At 72.8% G+C, this 18,327-nt stretch carries 19 protein-coding genes and 1 pseudogene; 9 read left to right on the forward strand and 11 right to left on the reverse strand.

The annotated features are described in order from the left end of the window. Positions 1-258 precede the first annotated feature (258 nt). Positions 259-1,554 (forward strand): class II fructose-bisphosphate aldolase, encoded by a 1,296-nt coding sequence (locus ACY0I8_RS04470; RefSeq protein WP_459941414.1) that lies wholly within the window; start codon positions 259-261, stop codon positions 1,552-1,554. Positions 1,555-1,723: 169 nt separating this feature from the next. Here ACY0I8_RS04470 and ACY0I8_RS04475 read toward each other — a convergent pair whose 3' ends face one another. The 4 genes from ACY0I8_RS04475 to ACY0I8_RS04490 form a co-directional block, all read right to left on the reverse strand. Further along, a complete protein-coding gene (locus ACY0I8_RS04475) occupies positions 1,724-2,428 on the reverse strand; it encodes a hypothetical protein (RefSeq protein ID WP_461393762.1) in 705 nt (234 codons plus the stop codon). A 47-nt stretch (positions 2,429-2,475) separates the two neighbouring features. Further along, positions 2,476-2,985, reverse strand: a complete 510-nt coding sequence (gene mobB / locus ACY0I8_RS04480; protein ID WP_461393763.1) for a molybdopterin-guanine dinucleotide biosynthesis protein B — start codon at positions 2,983-2,985, stop codon at positions 2,476-2,478. Further along, on the reverse strand, positions 2,982-4,220 hold the full coding sequence (locus ACY0I8_RS04485; RefSeq protein WP_459941417.1) for a molybdopterin molybdotransferase MoeA: 1,239 nt from the start codon (positions 4,218-4,220) through the stop codon (positions 2,982-2,984). The genes mobB and ACY0I8_RS04485 overlap by 4 nt, the downstream gene beginning before the upstream one ends. Before the next feature lie 175 nt (positions 4,221-4,395). Further along, entirely contained in the window at positions 4,396-5,385 is a 990-nt protein-coding gene (locus ACY0I8_RS04490; RefSeq protein WP_459941418.1) for a KamA family radical SAM protein, read from the reverse strand. Positions 5,386-5,486: 101 nt separating this feature from the next. Here ACY0I8_RS04490 and efp point away from each other — a divergent pair, with 101 nt between their 5' ends. Continuing rightward, positions 5,487-6,050, forward strand: a complete 564-nt coding sequence (efp, locus tag ACY0I8_RS04495) for an elongation factor P (RefSeq protein WP_461393764.1) — start codon at positions 5,487-5,489, stop codon at positions 6,048-6,050. Positions 6,051-6,052: 2 nt separating this feature from the next. Beyond that, positions 6,053-7,090 (forward strand): EF-P lysine aminoacylase EpmA, encoded by a 1,038-nt coding sequence (gene epmA / locus ACY0I8_RS04500; RefSeq protein WP_461393765.1) that lies wholly within the window; start codon positions 6,053-6,055, stop codon positions 7,088-7,090. Here the strand turns inward: epmA and ACY0I8_RS04505 are convergent. Together ACY0I8_RS04505 and ACY0I8_RS04510 are read right to left on the reverse strand one after the other, a co-directional pair. Next, positions 6,984-7,349 carry a PIN domain-containing protein gene (locus tag ACY0I8_RS04505; protein WP_461393766.1) on the reverse strand — a complete coding sequence of 122 codons (366 nt, stop codon included), beginning with the start codon at positions 7,347-7,349 and terminating at the stop codon, positions 6,984-6,986. The genes epmA and ACY0I8_RS04505 overlap by 107 nt on opposite strands. Beyond that, positions 7,346-7,546, reverse strand: a complete 201-nt coding sequence (locus tag ACY0I8_RS04510; RefSeq protein WP_461393767.1) for a type II toxin-antitoxin system VapB family antitoxin — start codon at positions 7,544-7,546, stop codon at positions 7,346-7,348. The genes ACY0I8_RS04505 and ACY0I8_RS04510 overlap by 4 nt, the downstream gene beginning before the upstream one ends. A 162-nt stretch (positions 7,547-7,708) precedes the next feature. Here ACY0I8_RS04510 and ACY0I8_RS04515 point away from each other — a divergent pair. Next, positions 7,709-7,816, forward strand: a pseudogene (locus ACY0I8_RS04515) (amino acid--tRNA ligase-related protein); the annotation flags it as partial. A 12-nt stretch (positions 7,817-7,828) separates the two neighbouring features. Here ACY0I8_RS04515 and ACY0I8_RS04520 read toward each other — a convergent pair. After that, positions 7,829-8,125, reverse strand: coding sequence for a hypothetical protein (locus ACY0I8_RS04520; protein ID WP_461393768.1), 297 nt, complete (start codon positions 8,123-8,125; stop codon positions 7,829-7,831). Positions 8,126-8,249: 124 nt separating this feature from the next. On the opposite strand from ACY0I8_RS04520, the gene ACY0I8_RS04525 reads away from it, so the two are divergent. The 5 genes from ACY0I8_RS04525 to ACY0I8_RS04545 all read left to right on the forward strand — a co-directional run bounded on the left by ACY0I8_RS04525 (position 8,250) and on the right by ACY0I8_RS04545 (position 14,033). Then, complete coding sequence (locus ACY0I8_RS04525) at positions 8,250-8,567, forward strand: hypothetical protein (protein ID WP_461393769.1); 318 nt, start codon at positions 8,250-8,252, stop codon at positions 8,565-8,567. A gap of 108 nt (positions 8,568-8,675) precedes the next feature. Further along, entirely contained in the window at positions 8,676-11,003 is a 2,328-nt protein-coding gene (locus ACY0I8_RS04530; RefSeq protein ID WP_461393770.1) for a DEAD/DEAH box helicase, read from the forward strand. Next, positions 11,000-12,226 carry a ribonuclease H-like domain-containing protein gene (locus ACY0I8_RS04535; protein WP_461393771.1) on the forward strand — a complete coding sequence of 409 codons (1,227 nt, stop codon included), beginning with the start codon at positions 11,000-11,002 and terminating at the stop codon, positions 12,224-12,226. Before ACY0I8_RS04530 ends, ACY0I8_RS04535 begins: the two co-directional genes overlap by 4 nt. Positions 12,227-12,357: 131 nt before the next feature. Further along, a complete protein-coding gene (locus ACY0I8_RS04540) occupies positions 12,358-12,861 on the forward strand; it encodes a CBS domain-containing protein (RefSeq protein ID WP_461393772.1) in 504 nt (167 codons plus the stop codon). After that, a complete protein-coding gene (locus ACY0I8_RS04545) occupies positions 12,858-14,033 on the forward strand; it encodes a cation:proton antiporter (protein ID WP_461393773.1) in 1,176 nt (391 codons plus the stop codon). The genes ACY0I8_RS04540 and ACY0I8_RS04545 overlap by 4 nt, the downstream gene beginning before the upstream one ends. 88 nt (positions 14,034-14,121) lie before the next feature. On the opposite strand, the gene ACY0I8_RS04550 is transcribed toward ACY0I8_RS04545, so the two are convergent. From ACY0I8_RS04550 to ACY0I8_RS04565, 4 genes are all read right to left on the reverse strand, one after another. Next, positions 14,122-15,474, reverse strand: coding sequence for a dihydrolipoamide acetyltransferase family protein (locus ACY0I8_RS04550; RefSeq protein WP_461393774.1), 1,353 nt, complete (start codon positions 15,472-15,474; stop codon positions 14,122-14,124). A 293-nt stretch (positions 15,475-15,767) separates the two neighbouring features. After that, entirely contained in the window at positions 15,768-16,745 is a 978-nt protein-coding gene (locus ACY0I8_RS04555; protein ID WP_461393775.1) for an alpha-ketoacid dehydrogenase subunit beta, read from the reverse strand. A gap of 18 nt (positions 16,746-16,763) precedes the next feature. Continuing rightward, the gene (gene pdhA, locus ACY0I8_RS04560) at positions 16,764-17,843 is read right to left on the reverse strand and encodes a pyruvate dehydrogenase (acetyl-transferring) E1 component subunit alpha (RefSeq protein ID WP_461393776.1); all 1,080 of its coding nucleotides are present in this window, start codon (positions 17,841-17,843) and stop codon (positions 16,764-16,766) included. Positions 17,844-17,936: 93 nt separating this feature from the next. Next, the gene (locus tag ACY0I8_RS04565) at positions 17,937-18,323 is read right to left on the reverse strand and encodes a hypothetical protein (RefSeq protein ID WP_461393777.1); all 387 of its coding nucleotides are present in this window, start codon (positions 18,321-18,323) and stop codon (positions 17,937-17,939) included. Positions 18,324-18,327 lie beyond the last annotated feature (4 nt).

The raw sequence follows: 18,327 nt of genomic DNA on the forward strand, positions 1-18,327 counted from the left end.
CCCTCACGCGCCGCAGCGGACCGAGCCGAGGCGGCCCCTGCGAGGGGGTCAGCGAAGACAACGCCCCCAGATCCACGCACGGCCAGGCTCTACGAGCTTACGGTCCACGACGCGTACCGCCGGGCCCCTCGCCCGGCCGACGCCCGGCGGACACCATTGACCCGCCCCGTTGGATTCCGTAAAAGTAGGTGTCTCCGGCGGTTTCCATCGATTCGGCCGCCCCGGGGCGGCCCCGTTCCTCGACGGAGGGGTATCTCCATGAGCCAGATCGTGTCGTCCGCTTCCCAGGAGTTCCAGAGGGCCCTCGAGGTGGGCCGGCCGCCCAACGTCCGGAAGCTGTTCCCCCACTCCCGGGCGCTTCTGGTGAGCGGCAAGGTGATCGACCGGGCCATGCTCGCCAAGGGCGGCGCCATGGCCATCGCGGCCAACGCCCGGAACCGGTTCGTGATCTACGGGGTGCTGCGGGCCGCCCAGCGGGCCAACGCCGCGGTCATCATCGAGATCGCCAAAAGCGAGGGCGGCACCGGCGCCTATTGCGCCGTGAACTACTGGAACATGGCGACCTACGTGGACCAAGCCGCCAACGAGCTGGGGATCACCGTGCCCGTGGCGATCCACGCGGACCACTACACCCTCAAGAAACCCAAGGACGTGGAGACGGCCCGCACCGAGATCCCCAGCATGTTCGACGCCGGCATCACCTCGATCGCGATCGACGCCTCCCACCTGCCCGACGACGAGAACCTGCTTACGAACCTCGACCTCTACCGGTACGTGCCCGCCTGGGCCGGCCTCGAGACCGAGGTGGGAGAGATCAAGGGGGAGTCGGGCCTCTCGACCCCCGACGAGGCCCTGTTCCTGGTGCGGGGCCTCAACGCCCACGGGGTGTTCCCCGACTGGATCGCCCTCAACAACGGCACCTCCCACGGCATCCAGGACTCGGACGCCGGGATCCAGGTGGAACTTACCGCCGAGATCCACAAGGCCCTGGAGCCCTACGGGGTCTCGGGCGCCCAGCACGGCACCTCGGGGAACAGCTTCGAGCGCCTGCGGCGGATCGCGGCCGAGACCCGGACCACCAAGGCCAACGTGGCCACGGCGCTCCAGATGATCTCCTGGGGGGTCAAGGTGAACGAGTACGGGAACGCCATCCTCGACGACCAGGGCGAGTTCGTGCGGGAACCCGGGGCGGGGGTGACCGACGAACTCTGGGCCGAGATGGTGGCCTTCGCCAAGGAGAAGGGGTGGAAGAAGGGCGACTACAAGAAGCTCAACCTCCCCTTTGAGAACAAACTCTGGGCTCAGCCTGCCGAGATCCGGGAACGGATGATCCGGGGGGTGGAGGAGTTCACCTACCGGCTCCTGACCGAGGTGTTCAACGCGGCCGACACGGCCCCGCTGGCGATCGAGGCCATCCTCCGGGCCGAGTCCTACGACCTCGGACCCAAGGCCGAGCGGATCGAGGACCCGGCGGAGTGGACCGAGGAGAAGATCCGGGCGCGGGCCAAGACCCTGCACAAGGAGGAAGGCCCCCAGGGCGACTTCGACGACTGAGGGGCCGGACCCGCCGGGCGGCTAGGCGGCCGGGCAGCCAGGCGGCTCGCAATTTCGGAGCGCGAGACCTCACGGCCAGTCCCAGCCGGGGGGCACGGCCCCCGGGACGCGGTGATGCCCCCGGGAGGTTGCCCCGCGGACGGGGCTCTGGCAACCCGGTTCCGGCGCCCTACCCCGGGATCTCGGGGGACCACAGGAGCCGCTCGGCTCCTAGCCGGGCGAGGTAGGCGGCGGGGGGTTCGCTCTCCCGCCGGAGGAACAGCGTGTTGCCCCGGGACCAGAGGGGGTGGGGATCTTCGTCGTTCCGCAGGCACGCGGGTTCGGCCGCCCGGCACGGCCGATCGCAGGCCAGCGGCGCCTCTGTCCAGGGGCACGCCAACGCCACGGCCACCGGGATCCAGGGGGCGTGGACCCGGAGCGTGACCCCCCCGGGGAGCGCGGGCACCCGGAGCCCCGGCAGGATGAGATCGAGCTCCACCCCCACGGCCCCGAACTCCTCCAGGAGCCGCACCCCTTCGGGCTCGTCCCAGACGCTTCCCCGGAGCTCCCGGGCCTCCCGCGGGGCGGCCGCCGCCACCATGCCGAGCACCCGGGGACCCCGGCGTTGCCGGGAGAGGAGCCGGCCGGCCACCCCCCGAAAGGCGAGCCCCTCGGCCCGCGCCCTCTCCCAAAGCCCCCAGTCGTTGAAGGCCACCTCGGCGCCCGGGGCGACCTCGAGGGCGGCGCGAAGCCACGCCCACACGGCCTCGAACGCCCCCTCCCGCACGGCCGGGGTGACGAACTGGACGCCGAGCCCCTGGCTTTTCCACCGCCGGAGGTAGGGCGCCAACTCGCCCGGAGCGGCGAGCCGGCGGGGGCAGAACTCCGCCCCCACCGCCACCCCGTCGTAACCGGCGAGATCTTCCGGGAAGGGGGGATCGGTCAGCCGGAGGTAGCGGGCGTGAGGAGCGCCCGCTCCAGGAGGTCGGCCAGGCCGGCCGCGTCCTCCAGGCCGTACACCGGGCAGGGCGCCCCGAACCCGGCGAGGTCGGTGGCGACGCAGATTACGTCCCTGTTCCATGCGATCTCCCGCTCGAACCCCCGCCGCACGACCTCGATCCGGGGATATCCGGTGAGGCCCTTGAATCCTTCCACCAAAAGCAGCTCGGTCCCGGCCGGGCACCACCCCGCCAAAACGGCGGGCGACACGTCGGCCGGCCGGTCGCGAAACACCACGACCTCGTCGGCCGTGACGAAGAATGTGGCCACCGCCCCGGCCTTCCGGTGGCGCCAGGTGTCCTTTCCCGGCCGGTCCACCTCCACCCGGCCCCGGTGGTGCTTGGCAGTGGCCACCCGGCGGCCCCGGGCCGTGAGTTCCCCCACCAGGCGCTCCAGGAGCGTCGTCTTGCCGCTTCCGGAGGGCCCGCACACGAGGCAGACGGCCGGCTTCACGGCCCGATCCCCGGCTCCGTCTGGTCGAGGAACCCCTCGTCGTAGATCTGGACCCGCACGAGGTCCCCCGGCTTCGCGCCCGTGGAGTCAGACGGGATGACCAAGAGCCCGTTGGCCTCCACCAGGGTGCTCAGGATCCCGGAGCCCTGCTTTTTCACGCTCACCACCCGGAACCCGGTGCCCCGGCGCTCCACCCGGCACCGCACGAAGTCCATCCGGCCGGCCTTCGTCTTGACCGGGCCGGCCTCGTCGCCCAGCACGGCCTCGACGACGGGCCGGAACAGCCGGGCGTGGCCCTGCATCTTCCGGAGGGCCGGCCGCACGAACTGCTCGAAGGCCACCATGGCCGACACCGGGTTCCCGGGGAGCCCGAACACGGGGGACGCCCCCCGGAGCCCGAAGACCACCGGTTTTCCGGGCTTCATGGCGACCTTCCAGAACTGCACGGCCACCCCGGCCTTCGCCAGCACGGGCCGCACGAAATCGTAGTCGCCCATGGAGACCCCGCCGGTGGTGATCACGGCGTCGCAGGTCCGGGCCCGCTCAAACATCTCGAGGAGCCCGTCGGGGTCGTCCCGTCCGATGCCCAGCACCACGGGCACCCCGCCGGCCTCGGCCACCTGGGCCGCCACGCCGTAGGAGTTCGAGTTGATGATTTTGGACCCCTGGGCCGGGGAGTCGAGATCCACGATCTCGTCGCCGGTGGCGAGCACGGCCACCCGGGGCCTCTGGTGCACCAGCACGAAGGCCCGGCCCAGGCTCGCCATCATGCCCACCTCGGCCGGCCGCACCCGGGTGCCCCGGGGGAGCACCAACTCCCCTTCCCGAACGTCCTCGCCCCGGGGCCGGATGTTCGCCCCGGCCTTGGGAACGCTCACGATCTCGACCCGGCCGTCCAGGGGCCGGGTGTCCTCCACCGGCACCACCGTGTCCGCCCCGGCGGGGATCGGGGCCCCGGTCATGATCTTCGCGGCCTGGCCCGGCCCCAGGCCCCGGGTGGGATCCGTGCCGGCCGGGATCTCCTCGAGCACCTCGAGAACGACCCCCGGGGCGAGGTCGGCGTGGCGCACGGCGTAGCCGTCCATGGCCGAGTTGTCGTGGGGCGGCAGGTCGCGGGGCGCCGCGATGTCCTCGGCGAGCACCCGGCCGTCGGCCTCGAGGATCGAGACCTTTTCGGGGGGTAGGGGCCTCACGGCCCCCAGGATGATCTCCACGGCGTCCAGAACGGGAATCATGGGAGGATCGGTCTCCGGTCGTCGGTCTACGGTCGACGGCAGGGGCACGGCCTCGCGGGGCGCCGTACGGGCCCGCGACGGAGGGGGCAGGTCCGAAAACGCGTCCCTCCGTGTCCTCCGTGCCCTCCGTGGTAAAAAACGGGGATGTGATCCTAACAACCCGGCGGAAAACCGGTCAACGAGGGGGCACCGGCTCCCACACGTCCCACCACTCGGCCCGGTCGCCGGCCACGAGCGAGCGCCACCCCGAAGGCCGGGCCCACCGGTACCGCACGCGCCGGCGCCCGCCGGCCCGCTCCTCGGCCACCGGCGCCAGGTCGCGGACGAACGCCTTTCCGTGGCCCGTGGGCAAATCCACCACGTAGGGCAGTTCCGGGCCCAGCCTGCGCTCGGCCGACCGCACCGTTTCGAGCCCCCGGGCCAGGCTCACCCGGAACCGCGCCGTGCCCGGGGCCCGGTCGGGGTGGTGCAGGTAGCGCAGCCTCATCCCCCACGCCTCGAGCCCCTTCACCAACCCCGCCAGCGTCTCCGGGTCGGCGTTCACGCCCCCGAGCAGCACGGCCTGGTTCTCCACGGCGACCCCGGCCTGCCGGAGGCGCCCCACCGCCTCGGCCACGGCCGGCCGCAGTTCGGCCGGGTGGTTCGCGTGGAGCACCACCCGGCAGGGGGGGCCGGCCGCGAGCGCCTCGAGGAGCCCCCGTCCCACCCGCCGCGGCACCACCACCGGGGCCCGGGTGTGGATCCGCCAGCGCCGCAGGTGCGGGATCGCCGCCAGCCGCCCCCCGATCCACGCGATCGCGCGGTCGGGCAGGGTGAGCGGGTCGCCGCCCGAGAGGATCACCTCCTCGACCTCGCCCCGTTCCCCCAGCCAGGCGAAGATCCGCTCCCAGTCCGCCGCACCCGGGGACTCCCGGTGGGCCGGACCGCCCCGCCGGAAGCAGAACCGGCAGTAAAAGAAGCACCGGTGGGCCGCGAGCACGAGCACCCGGTCCGCGTGCTTTTGCACCACGAACGGCACCGGGTGGAGCGCCTCCTCCCCCGTGGGGTCCGCAAGGGCGTCGGGATCGGGCCCGTCCTCGTCCGGCCCGGGGTCCCCCATGGCGTGAAGCGGGCTTCCGGGCCCCAGGGCCTCGGCCGTCCGCCGGTACTCGGGCGGCCAGCGCACGGGAAACGCGTTCAGTTTCAGCTCCTTTCGTTTTGACAGGGCACCCGGAGGGGCGGTAAAAATACGCCCTTTCCCAACCTCCGGCCAAGGAGCTTTTCGACATGTACAAGGCGGGTGATCTTCGCAAGGGCTTGAAGCTCGAACTCGACGGCGAGCCCTACGTGATCGTGGACTTCGAGTTCTCGAAGCCGGGCAAGGGCCAGGCGCTCTACAAGTGCCGGCTCAAGAACATGCTCACGGGCGTGCAGTTCGACCGCACCTGGCGCTCGGGCGACACCTTCAAGCCGGCCGACGTGGAGGAGCGCAAGATGAACTACCTCTACACGGACGGCCAGTTCTACACCTTCATGGACCAGAAGACCTACGAGCAGTACCAGGTGTCGGCCGACCAGTTGGGCGACAGCCGGTACTTCCTCACCGACAACCTCGATGTGGACGTGGTGCTCTGGCAGGGCCGCGCCATCGGCGTGACGCTCCCCAACTTCGTGGTGCTCACCGTGACCCGGGCCGACCCGGCGGCCCGCGGCGACACGGCCACCAACGTCACGAAGCCCGTGGAGGTGGAGACCGGGTACGAGCTCCAGGCCCCGGCCTTCGTGGAGGAAGGGGACAAGATCCAGATCGACACCCGCACCGGCCAGTACGTGACCCGGGTGAAGGAGTAGCGGTGGCCGATCCGCGGGAGCCGTTTCTGCGGGCCCGGGCCCGGATCGTCGCGGCGGTCCGGGCCTTTTTCGTGGAACGGGGGTACGTGGAGGTGGAGACCCCCCACCTCCTGCCCGCCCCCCTGCCCGAGGCCCACATCGACCCGGTGCCGGCCGAGGGGGGGGTGCTCCACCCGAGCCCCGAGCTTGCGATGAAGCGGCTCCTGGCCCGGGGGTGGGACCGGATCTTCCAGATCTGCCGGTGCTGGCGTGCGGGAGAACGGGGCCGGCTCCACCTGCCCGAGTTCACGATGCTCGAGTGGTACCGGGTCGGCGCGACCTACGAGGATCTCATGGCCGAGTGCGAGGACCTGATCCCCGCGGTCGCCCGGGCCGCCGGGGTGGGGCCCGGGATTCGGACCGCCGGCCGGCAGGTGGACCTCGCGCCCCCCTGGCCCCGGATCCCGGTGGACGAGGCGTTTCGGCGGTGGGCCGGCGCCGACCCGGAGGAGGCCTTGGCCCGGGGGATGTTCGAGGAGCTCTTGGTGGAACGGGTGGAGCCGGCCCTCGCGGAGCTCGGAAAGCCCGCGTTCCTCTGCGACTACCCCCTCGACCAGGCGGCCCTGGCCCGGCGGCGGCCCGACCGGCCCGACCGGGCCGAGCGGTTCGAGCTCTACGCCGGGGGGCTCGAACTCGCCAACGCCTTCACCGAGCTCACCGACCCCGCCGAGCAGCGGGCCCGGTTCGAAACGGAACTCGCCCTGCGGCGGGCCCGGGGCGCCTGGACCGGCCCCCTGCCCGAGGGGTTCCTGGCCGACCTCGCCCGGCTGCCCCCCTGCGCCGGCATCGCGCTGGGCGTGGACCGGCTCGTGATGCTCCTGACCGGCGCCGACCGGATCGACCGGGTCGTGGCGTTCACCCCGGAGGAGCTGGCCGAAACGGGATCGGGGTCGACTACGGGTTCCAGGCCACACCAAGCCGCTTCGCCGCGGCGTTTAATCGGCGGTCCAGCGTCCAAATGGAGCTACCCCCAAACTCGCGGACCGCGGCAAGCAGGCTGACGTCCACGAAGCCAAGGCCCTTCCCCATCAGCCCTTGCGTTTCCACGAACTCCAGGACGACATCGAGGGGAACCACCGGAATCGCCGGAAGATCTCCAAGCAGTTGGAGGATCTTACGCCTCTGCCGAAGGTGCCCGCACCCCAATTCGCCGATCACGTACGGGTGGATCAGGACCTCCCCCTTCTCGAGGAGAACCTGGAGGGATGGAAGCCCCGTACGGAAGTGATCCACCCAAACGGACGTGTCAACAAGGATCACGATCCGACACCGCGGCGGCGACGAGGAGGTCTCCGGAGCCCGGGTTCAGACCCGCCGAGTCGCGCGAGACTCCTTGCGGCCTCCCGTTCGATGAACGCCTTCAACGCCTCGCGCACGAGTTCGTCTGCGGTCTTGAGATCGCTCAAGGACATCGCCTTCGCAACCAGGTCGTCGTCCAACGTTACCGTCGCTCGCATCGTCCCCATGCTCCTGTCGCTCGCATCGCCCGCCCGCGCGAGCCGATACTATCCCCACGATGCAAGAAGTCCAACCCCCGCCAGGATCACGGACCCGGATTCGCGAACCTCCCGGAACGGTCGCCCCGGGGGCCCCATCTCCGCCCCCCGCAAGGGGTGCCGCCCCCCTGCGCCGGCATCGCGCTGGGCGTGGACCGGCTTGTGATGCTCCTGACCGGCGCCGACCGGATCGACCGGGTCGTGGCGTTCACCCCGGAGGAGATCGGCTGAGCCTACCCGTCCCTACTTGCGGATGTGTCGCAGCACGTCGAGCTCGTCGCCCGAGAGCCGGGCGCCCTTGGTGACCATCCGCTCGAGCACCTCGTTCCACTCCTCGGCCGAGAACTGGCGGGCCTCGAACCGCTCGCTCGTGTGACAGGCGGTGCACTTGGCGTTGAGGATCTCGAGCGCCTCCGCGCTCAGGTCCTCCGACGGTTTGATGGACATCGCCTTCGTCTCGTGGCCTCCGCCTCCGCCCCCGCTGCACGCCGCCAACCCCACCGCCGCCAGCACCACCGCCGTCCGGACCGTCGTCCACATGGACATCCTCCCTCGAGACGTTGAGAACCGACACGGGCCCCAGGATAGCCCAGATGGGAGACGGTTCAAGTCCGGCTCCCAACCCGCCGAAACGAAAGGTGAACCCGAAACCCGGAGGGGTCCGATGCCCGACGGCGTGCGGATGATGGACCTGGCCGCCATGAGCCGCGGCCTCGAGGAGTTCAAGCGGCTCGACCCCGAGCAGAAGGTGCTGGCGAACCGCTTGGCCACCCAGGCCGCGGTGCACCGGGTCGAGGAGGTCCACCGGGACGTCACGGGCACCGAACAGGCCGAGGAAGCCCGCATCCGGGACCGGGAGCGCCGGGAGGGAGGACGCCGGGGGAACCCGGACGACCGCCGCGACCCGCGTCGAGAGCCCCCCGAACCCGAGGAACCGCCGCCCGAGGTCGCCGAGGGCCACGTGCTGGACCTCAAGGCGTAAGGTCGGCGGTTCGCGGTCGGCGCACGGGAATCCATCCCCGATTCCCCATTCCCCAATCCCGCCCCTCTCCTTCCCCCTCCCTGCGGCGCTCTGCTATCCTCGGATCCCATGCGAGCCGGTGTGGAGCAGATCGTCGAGTCCATCCTGCGCGACCGAAACCTGGGGCCGTGCGTCACCCGCCACGAGGTGCTGGAGGCCCTGCCGCCGCGCACGGCGGCGTTCCCGGAAGGGGTCCACCCGGCGCTGGTGGCGGCCCTGCGGGCCCGGGGCATCGAGCGGCCCTACACCCACCAGGCCGCCGCGGCCGAGGCGGCCCTGGCCGGCCGGGGGTTCGTGGCCGTGACCCCCACGGCCTCGGGCAAGACCCTGTGCTACAACCTCCCCGTCGTGACCACGCTCCTGCGGGACCCCGACGCCCGGGCCCTCTACCTCTTCCCCACCAAGGCCCTGGCCCAGGACCAGCTGGCCGAACTCCAGGACCTCGCCCGGGCCCTGGGCCGGGACCTCCCGGCCTTCACCTACGACGGCGACACGCCCCAGGACATCCGCCGCCGGGTCCGGGACCAGGCCCGGATTGTGCTCACCAACCCCGACATGCTCCACCAGGGCATCCTGCCCCACCACCCCCGGTGGGCCCGGTTTTTCGGGAGCCTCCGGTACGTGGTGATCGACGAGATGCACGTGTATCGGGGCATCTTCGGCTCCCACGTGGCCAACGTGCTCCGGCGGCTCCGGCGGGTGTGCCGGTTCCACGGGAGCGACCCCGCCTTCCTGCTTTCGTCGGCCACCCTCCGGAACCCCGGGGACCTGGCCCGGCGGCTCACCGGCGCCGAGGACCTCGTGGAGATCACCGAGTCGGGGGCACCCCGGGCGAAAAAGCACCTCCTCTTCGTGAACCCGCCCGTGATCGACCCGGCCCTGGGGCTTCGGGCCTCGGCCGTGGGTGTGGCCCGGAAGATCGCCACCCGGTTCCTCCGGGAAAACGTGTCCACCATCGCGTTCGTCCGAAGCCGGCTCCAGGTGGAGATCCTGACCCGGTACCTCAAGGACAAGTTCGAGCGCCGGCCCGACCGGAAGGGGTGGGTCCGGGGCTACCGGGGCGGGTACCTGCCGGACCTGCGCCGGGAGATCGAGCGCGGCCTTCGCGACGGCACGATCCGGGGGGTGGTGGCGACGAACGCCCTGGAACTCGGGATCGACATCGGCCAACTCGAGGCCGCCGTGCTCACCGGGTACCCGGGGAGCGTGGCGAGCACCTGGCAGCAGGCCGGCCGGGCGGGCCGGCGCACCGGGGTGAGCGCGGCCGTCCTGGTGGCCTCGAGCCAGCCCCTGGACCAGTACGTGGTGACCCACCCCGAGGCCGTGCTGGGAGCGCCCCCGGAGCTGGGGCTCATCGACCCGGACAACCTCCACGTGCTCGTGAGCCACATCCGGTGCGCCGCCTTCGAGCTGCCCTTCGAGGAGGGGGAGGCCTTCGGCGCCGAACCCCTGGAGGAGATCCTGGCCTACCTCGAGGAGAAGGGCGTGGTGCGCCGGGCGGGCCGGCGGTGGCACTGGATCGAGGACGCCTACCCGGCCGACCAGGTGGCGCTGCGGACGGCCGACCCCGACAACTTCACCGTGATCGACACCTCGGGCCCCCGGCCCCGGGTGATCGCCCAGGTGGACCTGGAGAGCGCGCCCACCACGATCCATCCGGGGGCCATCTACATGGTGGAGGGCCGGCCCCACCAGGTGGACCAGCTCGACTGGGACGGCCGCAAGGCCTATGTGCGGCCCGTGGACCCGGACTACTACACCCAGGCCATCACCTACGCCAAGGTGCGGATCCTGGAGGCCTTCGGTGCGGCCGATCTGCCGGGGGCCCGGGCCGAGTGGGGCGAGGTGCACGTGGTGAGCCGGGTGCCGGGGTACAAGAAGCTCAAGTTCTACACCGTGGAGAACGTGGGGTACGGCGAGGTGGACCTGCCGGACCAGGAGATGCACACCACGGCGGCCTGGTGGACCTTCCCCGTGGGGCTCGCCGAGGCCCTGGGTCTCACGGATGCCGCGTTCCTCGACGGCATCGCGGGCCTCGGCCACGCGCTCCACCACCTGGCCGCGCTCCACTGCCTGTGCGACACCGGGGACCTGGGCCGGGCCCTGGGCGACCGGGAGGGCCGGTGGGACGCCGGGCCGGGCCCCGTGAGCCCCGACGCGGCCGTGCAGGCCCTCGAGCCGACGATGTTTCTCTACGAGCGTTATCCCGGCGGGAGCGGCCTCGCCGAGGGCATCTTCGGCCGGGGCCGAGACCTTCTGGAATCGGCCCTGGACCTCCTCGGGGCCTGCCGGTGCGAGGCCGGCTGCCCCTCGTGCGTGGGCCCCCCGGGGGAGGTGGGGCCCGAGGCCAAGGGGGCCGCCCGCCGGATCCTCGAGCGGCTGCTTCGGACCGCATGAGCCGGCTCGCCGATCGGCTGCGCCGCCTGGACCGCGCCCCCTCCCCCGGGAACCCGGACCTCCGGGCCCGGCTCGAGCGCCTCGACCGGCCGGGCCGGCGGGTCCCCCTGGAGCGGTTCGTGGCCGGGACGCGGGCCGAGACCCCCTTCGGCCCCGTGTTCCGCACCGAGGTCGTCGCCGGGGCCGGGCGGTTCCACGGCCGGCTCCCGGTGGCCGCCCTGGGGGAGCCGCCCGACGGGGCGCTGCGGGAACTGTTTCCCGGGGAACTCGGCCGGGTGGACCGGCCCGAGGCCCTGGCGTTCCTCGACACCGAGACAACGGGGCTCGCCGGCGGCGCGGGCACCGTGGCCTTCCTGGTGGGGGTCGGCCGGTGGGACCCGGACCGGGGGGGATTCCGGGTGGTGCAGCTCTTCCTGGAGGACCTCGACCGGGAGGCCGCGCTTCTCGCCGCCCTGGCCCGGGAGCTCGAGGGGGTCGGGTGCCTGGTCACCTACAACGGCCGGCGGTTCGACGTGCCCCTCCTCGAAACCCGCCACATCCTGAACCGCCTCACCTGGCCCCTGGACGGGGCGCCCCACCTCGACCTCCTGCCCCCGGCCCGCACCCTGTGGAAGCCCACCCACCCGGACTGCCGACTCGTGACCCTGGAGGCCGGGGTGCTCGGGGTGCGCCGCCGGGGCGACGTGCCCGGGTCGGAGATCCCCTCCGTGTACCAGCGGTTCCTGCGCCGGGGGGCCGACGAGGCGCTGGCCCGGGTGTTCTCCCACAACCGCCTCGACATCCTGAGCCTCGCGGGGCTCCTCTGGGCCGCCGGGTGCGCGGCCCGCCGTCCGGCGGGGGCCGAGGCCCTGGGGGTGGGGTTCCTCCACGCCCGGGCCCGGAGGACCGAGCGGGCCTGCGAGGCCCTGGCGGCCGGGCTCCGGCACGCCCCCGGCCGGGGGGGGCGCGCGCGGGCCCTGCGGGAACTGGGCCGGGCCCACAAGCGCCGGGGCGCCTGGCGGGAGGCCCTTGCGGTCTGGGAGGAATGGGCCACACTGGAGCCGGGCCGGCTCGAACCCGTGGAGGAGGCGGCCAAGGTACTGGAGCACCACCTGCGCTCCTTCGATCAGGCCCTTTCCTGGGTCGAGCGGGCCCTCGGGTTCCCCCACTGGCCCCCGGCCGACCGGGCCCGCCTGGAGCACCGGCGAAACCGCCTGCGGCGGAAGGCCGGAGGGCCGGAATAGGAGGCAGGAACCCCGCAGGCCGCACCTCCTACGTCGCGCTCGCGAGGCGAACGCCGCGGAGGCCGCACGACGTTTCCCCGTCCGCACGTCCGAACGTCCCAACGTCCGCACGGTTTCCCCAGAGGCCCGCCATGGACCACACCCCCGAGGACATCCGCCGACTCGTCGAGGCGTTCCACGACCTCCCGGCCCGGGAGATCATGGACCCCACCTTCGCCGCGGCCGCGTTTCTGCCGCCCCACATGCCGGTCCTGGACGCGATCGAGGTGTTCCTCACCGTGGACCACGCCTGGATCGTGCCCAACCCACCGGCGCGGTCGGGGCTCCAGAGCATCCTCCTGCGGCGCGACCTCTTCCGGGCCCTGGAGCCGGCCGAGGCCTCCTACTCCCGGTTCCTGAAGCTCCGGTTCCGGAGCCTCGCCCACGGCGCGGCCGACTGCACCTGCTGCTTCACCGAGGGCCGGGTCGTGCACCGGGTGGCCCCCGACACCCCCTGCGGCGAGGTGGTGCACCTCATGGAGTCCAAGTCGGTGCTCTGGGTGCCCGTGGTGGACGGCGATGAACTCGTGGGCGAGATCGGGTCGCTCCAGGTGATCCGGGCCCTCCACCGGCTCCGGACAGGAGAGCCCCGGTGAACCCGGCCGCGTTCCTCGGGACCCTGGCCCTGGCGCTCGCGGCGGCCAAGGTGCTGGGCCAGGCCTTCGACCGGGTGAAGCTGCCGCCGATCCTGGGCCAGATCCTGGCCGGGATCCTCCTCGCCTCCGTCGGGGGATTTCCGGCCGAGGTGCTCCGGGGCGAGGCGTTCACGGCCCTTTCCGACCTCGGGCTCGTGTTCCTGCTGCTCCTCACCGGTACCGAGTCGAGCCTGAAGGAGATCCGCCGGGCCGGGGGGCCCTCGACTCTCGTGGCCCTGGGCGGAGTGGCCGTCCCGTTCGCCCTGGGGGTGGCCGCCGCCCGGTGGCTGGGGTTCGGGCTGCCCCAGGCCCTGGCCACCGGCGCTTTGTTCACCCCCACGAGCATCGGCATCACCGCCGTGACCCTGCTCGAGGCCGGCCGCATCCGCACCCGGGTAGGGGCCACGTTGGTGGGCGCGGCCATCCTGGACGACGTTCTGGCCCTGTGCCTTCTGGCCGTGGTGCTCGGCACGGGCTCCCCCCAGGCCGTGCTGGGGAAGGCCACGGGGTATTTCGTGCTGGCCGGGCTGTTCGCCTGGAAGGCCCTGCCCCCCCTCTACCGCCGGTTCCGCCGGATCCATCTGCCGGAGGCCCCGCTCACCTTCGTGGTGATCGTGACCCTGGGGCTCGCCGCCCTGGCCGAAACCATGGGCCTGGCCGGCATCACCGGCGCGTTCGTGGCCGGCCTCGCCGTGCGCGAACGCATGGGGGAGGAAAAGCTCCTCGACCGGGTCCACGCCGTGGCCTACGGGGTGTTCATCCCGCTCTTTTTCGTGCACCTGGGCTCGTCGCTGGACCTCGGAAGGCTCGGGGGGCTGGGCCGGGTGGGCCCCCTCTTCGTGGCCGTGAGCTTCGCCGGGAAGTTCCTGGGCTCGGCCCTGGGGGCGCTCCTGGGCCGGCTCAAGCCCGTGTGGGCGCTCCAGATCGGGATCGGGATGCTCCCCCGGATGGAGGTGTCGCTGGTGGTGGTGGCCGTGGCCGTGCGCCAGGGGGTGTTCACGGGGGGCCTGGCCGACCTCATGACGGCCGTGGCCCTCCTAAACATGGCCCTGAGCCTCGTGGTCACCCCGGTGGCCCTGCGGGGGGCCTTCGCCCTCGAGCCCGAGGTGGAACCTCACCACCCCGGGGAGTAAGGAACGGGGCCTCGTGGGCCGTCGCCCGCAGGCCGAAGGGGGAGACACGCCCCCACTCCCCCGGGGCGCAGCGGGCCCCCGGTTCCCCTCACCCCCCGAGGAGCACCCGGTCGGGGTCCTCCAGGTTCCGGACCACCTCCCGGAGGAACCGCTGGGCCGTGGCGCCGTCCACGATGCGGTGGTCGAAGGTGAGGGAGAGGGGGAGGACCCACCCGGGGCGGATCGCGCCCTGGTCCACGAGAAGCGCCTCCCGGGCCCGGCCCACCCCCAGGAGCCCCGCCTCCCCGGGGTTCAGGATGGGGGTCGCGAAGATCCCCCCGATGGACCCGTAGTTGCTCACCGTGAACGTGCCGCCCCGCAGCTCCTCCAAGGTGAGGGTGCGCTCCCGGGCCCTGCGGGCCAGGTCCTGGAGGTCCCGGGCGATCGCCAGCACGGGCTTCTTGTCGGCGTCCCGGACCACCGGCACCACGAGGCCGTCGGGGGTTTCCACCGCCACGCCCAGGTTCACGTACCGCTTGAGCACGACCTCCCCGGCCTCGTCGTCGTACCCGGAGTTGAGCCAGGGGACCTCCCCGAGCGCCGAGGCCGTCGCCTTCAGAACGAACGAAAGGAGCGTGAGCCGAACGCCCCGCTCCCCGGCCCGGGCCCGCTCCTTCTCCAGGATGTGGACGAGGAGCCCGATCCGGGCCTCGTCGGTGGTGGTCACCTGGGCGGCGGTCGCGAGCGACCGCACCATGTTCTCGGCCACCCGCCGGCGCACCCCCCGGAGCTTCACCCGCTCCACCGGCCCGTGCGCGTCCCGGTCGGGCCGGCCCTCCACCGGGGTCACCCCCCGGCCCGGCCGGCCCTCGGCCGCGGCCCGCCGGATGTCGGCCTCGGTCACCCGGCCCCCGGGGCCCGTGCCCTCGAGGCGGTCCACGTCCACCCCGAGTTCCCGGGCCAGGAGCCGGTCGCGCGGGAGCACCTTCGCCCGCCTGGGCAGGGGCCGCGCCCCGGCCGGCTCGGGCGCTGCCCCTGCCTCTTCGCCCTCGTCCTCCGGGGCCTCCTCGAGCCGGCCCACCACCCCCACCGAGGGCCGCACCACCGGCGCCGCCGGCCCCTTGGGCCGTTCGGCCTTCGGCCGCCCGCCGGGAACCGGGATGTCCGCCGGCCCGGGGCCGGGCCCGGGCTTCGGGGCCTCGGGGGCGACCTCCTCCGCCGTTTCCTCGGTGTCGAGGACCGCGAGCACGTCACCCACCCGGATCACGTCGCCGGGCTCGCCCCGAGTCTCCAGCACCCGGCCGGAGACCGGGGACGGGATCTCCACGACCGCCTTGTCGGTCTCGACGACCACCAGGGTCTGGTGGGCCTCGACCCGGTCGCCCGGCCGCACCTTCCACTCCACGATCTCGCCCTCGGCGATCCCTTCCCCCACGTCGGGAAATCGGAATTCGTACGGCATGGCGTCGCCTCCGTTTCGGGCGTTGCAACCCGCGTGGAACTTCCGCTGGGCGGCCAGGCGGCTGACCCCTTTCGGGATACCGGCGTGATCGCCTGCGCCAACCTGCGGCACCAGCCCCCTTGTCAGACGGCAGAAGTCCGAGAACAGGATTCTCCCCCTGTCGTCTGTCCCCTGACTCCTGAAATGGAAACCGCTCCCGCGCGCCGGGGTCCACCGGAAGCCCGGGTCGCAAGGAGGCGTTCGCTTCCCAGCCTCCCGGTTTCCCAGCTTTCCAGCGTGTCCCAGGCTCCCCGTCAGAACGCCATCGCCCGGCGCACGCCTTCGGCGATGCGGCCGGCATCCGGCAGGTAGTAGTCCTCCAGGCGGAACAGGGGCATGACCACGTCGTACCCCGTGACCCGGATCACCGGGGCCAGGAGATCCGTCAGGGCGTCCTCCATGACCCGGGCGGCGATCTCCGCGCCGAGCCCCAGGGTGCGGGGCGCCTCGTGGGCCACCACCAGCCGCCCGGTCTTCCGCACCGAGGCGATCACGGTGTCCGAGTCCATGGGGGACAGGGTCCTGAGATCGATGACCTCGGCCCCCACCCCTTCGGCCGCTAGCGCGTCGGCCGCCGCCACGGCCTCCCGGACCATGGCGCCCCAGGCCACGAGGGTGACGTCCGTGCCCTCCCGCACCACGGCCGCCTTCCCGATGGGCACGGTGTAGTCCTCCTCCGGCACCTCCTGGCGGATGGCCCGGTAGATCCGCTTGGGCTCGCAGAACACCACCGGGTCGGGGTGCCGCAGGGCCGCCAGCAGGAGGCCCTTGGCGTCGTAGGGGTTCGAGGGGGTCACCACCGCGAGCCCCGGCGTGTGGACGAGCAGGGTTTCGGGGGAGTCCGAGTGGTGCTCGGGGGCGTGGATGCCCCCGCCCCACGGACACCGGAGCACGATCCGCAGGGTCTGCCGGCCCCGGGTGCGGTTGCGGAACCGGGCGATGTGGTTACAGAGCTGGTTCAGGGCCGGGAACAGGAACCCCTCGAACTGGATCTCGGGCACCGGGAGGAACCCGCCCAGGGCGAGCCCCACCGAGGTGCCAACGATCGCTGCCTCGGCGAGCGGGGTGTCCACCACCCGGTCGGGCCCGTACTTCTCCTGGAGCCCCTCGGTCACCCGGAACACGCCCCCCTCGCCGCCCACGTCCTCCCCGAGGAGGACGATCCGGTCGTTACGGCCCATCTCCTGGTCCAGGGCCTGGTTGATCGCGCCCACGATGTTGAGCTTGGCCATGGCAGTCCTCCCGGGTTCTCACCCGTCCCGGCCCAGCGCCTCGAGGAACTCCCGGCGCTGGCGTTCCAGGTAGGCCGGGCGCTCGGCCCAGGTGGAGTCGAACATCTCCGCCGGGTCGGGCTCGGGGAACGCGAACGCCTGGTCCACCTCGTCCTGGACCCGTTTCTTCACCCGCTCCTGGAGCGCGGCTTCGTCCGCCTCGGACCACAGGCCCTTCGCCTCCAGGTACCTGCGCACCCGCACCAGGGGGTCGAACCGGCGCATCCGTTCCACCTCCTCGTCGCTCCGGTACCGGGTGGGGTCGTCGGCCGTGGTGTGGGGGCCGAACCGGTAGGTCAGGGCCTCGATCAGGGTCGGGCCCTCCCCCGAACGGGCCCGCTCCAGGGCCTCCCCCACGGCGCCGAGCACGGCCAGGAGATCGTTTCCGTAGATCTGGATCCCCGGGAACCCGAACGCCAGGGCCTTCTGGGCGATGGTGGGCGCGGCGGTCTGGCGGCGGCGGGGCACGCTGATCGCGTACTGGTTGTTCTGGCAGAAGAATACGGTGTGGGCCCGGAACACCCCGGCGAAGTTCATGGCCTCGAGCACCTCGCCCTCCGAGGTGGCCCCGTCGCCGAAGTAGACGAGGGCGGCCGCGCGCTCGCCCTTGAGGCGCAGGGCCCATCCGAGGCCCGCCGCGTGGAGCGCCTGGCTCCCCACCGGGATCGAGATGGGCAGGGTCCGGAGTTCCGGGTCCCAGGCCGAGCCGCGCTCGTCGCCGGCCCAGTAGAGGTAGAGGCGGTGGAGGGGCACGCCCCGGAGCCACAGCGCACCCGTCTCCCGGTACGAGGGCACGAGCCAGTCCTGGGGCGCGAGCGCCGCGGCCGAGCACTGGGCGGCCTCCTGGCCGGCCACGGGGGCGTAGGTGCCCATCCGGCCCTCCCGCTGGAGCCGGATGGCCATGTCGTCGGCGGCCCGCATGGCCACCATCCACTCGTAGAGCTCCCGGATCCGCTCGTCGGGGATGTCGGGCCGAAGCGACTCGTCCGTGATGTTGCCGTCGGCGTCGAGGATCTCGAGCCGCTCGCCTTTGAGGGGGTCGAACCGGTCCAGGTACATGGGGAGACCTCCGGCGGGGTGGGGGTCGGGGCACGAAACCAGCCTATCCCGATCCCGCCGGAGGTCAAATCGGTTTGAGGAAGGGGGGTGGGGTCAGGCGGCCCGGGCCCCCAGTTCGGCCAGGCGCCGGGCGAAGCCCGGATGCCGGAGCACGAGAACGGTGCGGCCCCCGACCACCAGAGGCCGGCGGACGGCGTCGGCGGCCGCGTCGTAGGCCGCCGCGAGGGCGTCGGGCGGAGCGGGCACCTCGGCCCAGCCGCCGGGGCCCAGTTCCACGGCCCGGAACCGGCCCTCGGCGGCCTCCTCCACGGCCCAGACCCGCCGGCCGTCGGTCACGACCTCCCAGGGGCCGGGCTCGGCCGTCACCAGGTCCTCGAGGGCCTGCCACACCGGCAGGAGCGCCGGGGCCTCGGGCACGAAGGGGGTGAACCCGGCCCGGTGCAGCCGGGGGGCGCGTCGGACGAGCGTTGTGAGTGTCATGGCG

The organism is Deferrisoma sp., assembly GCF_054681715.1.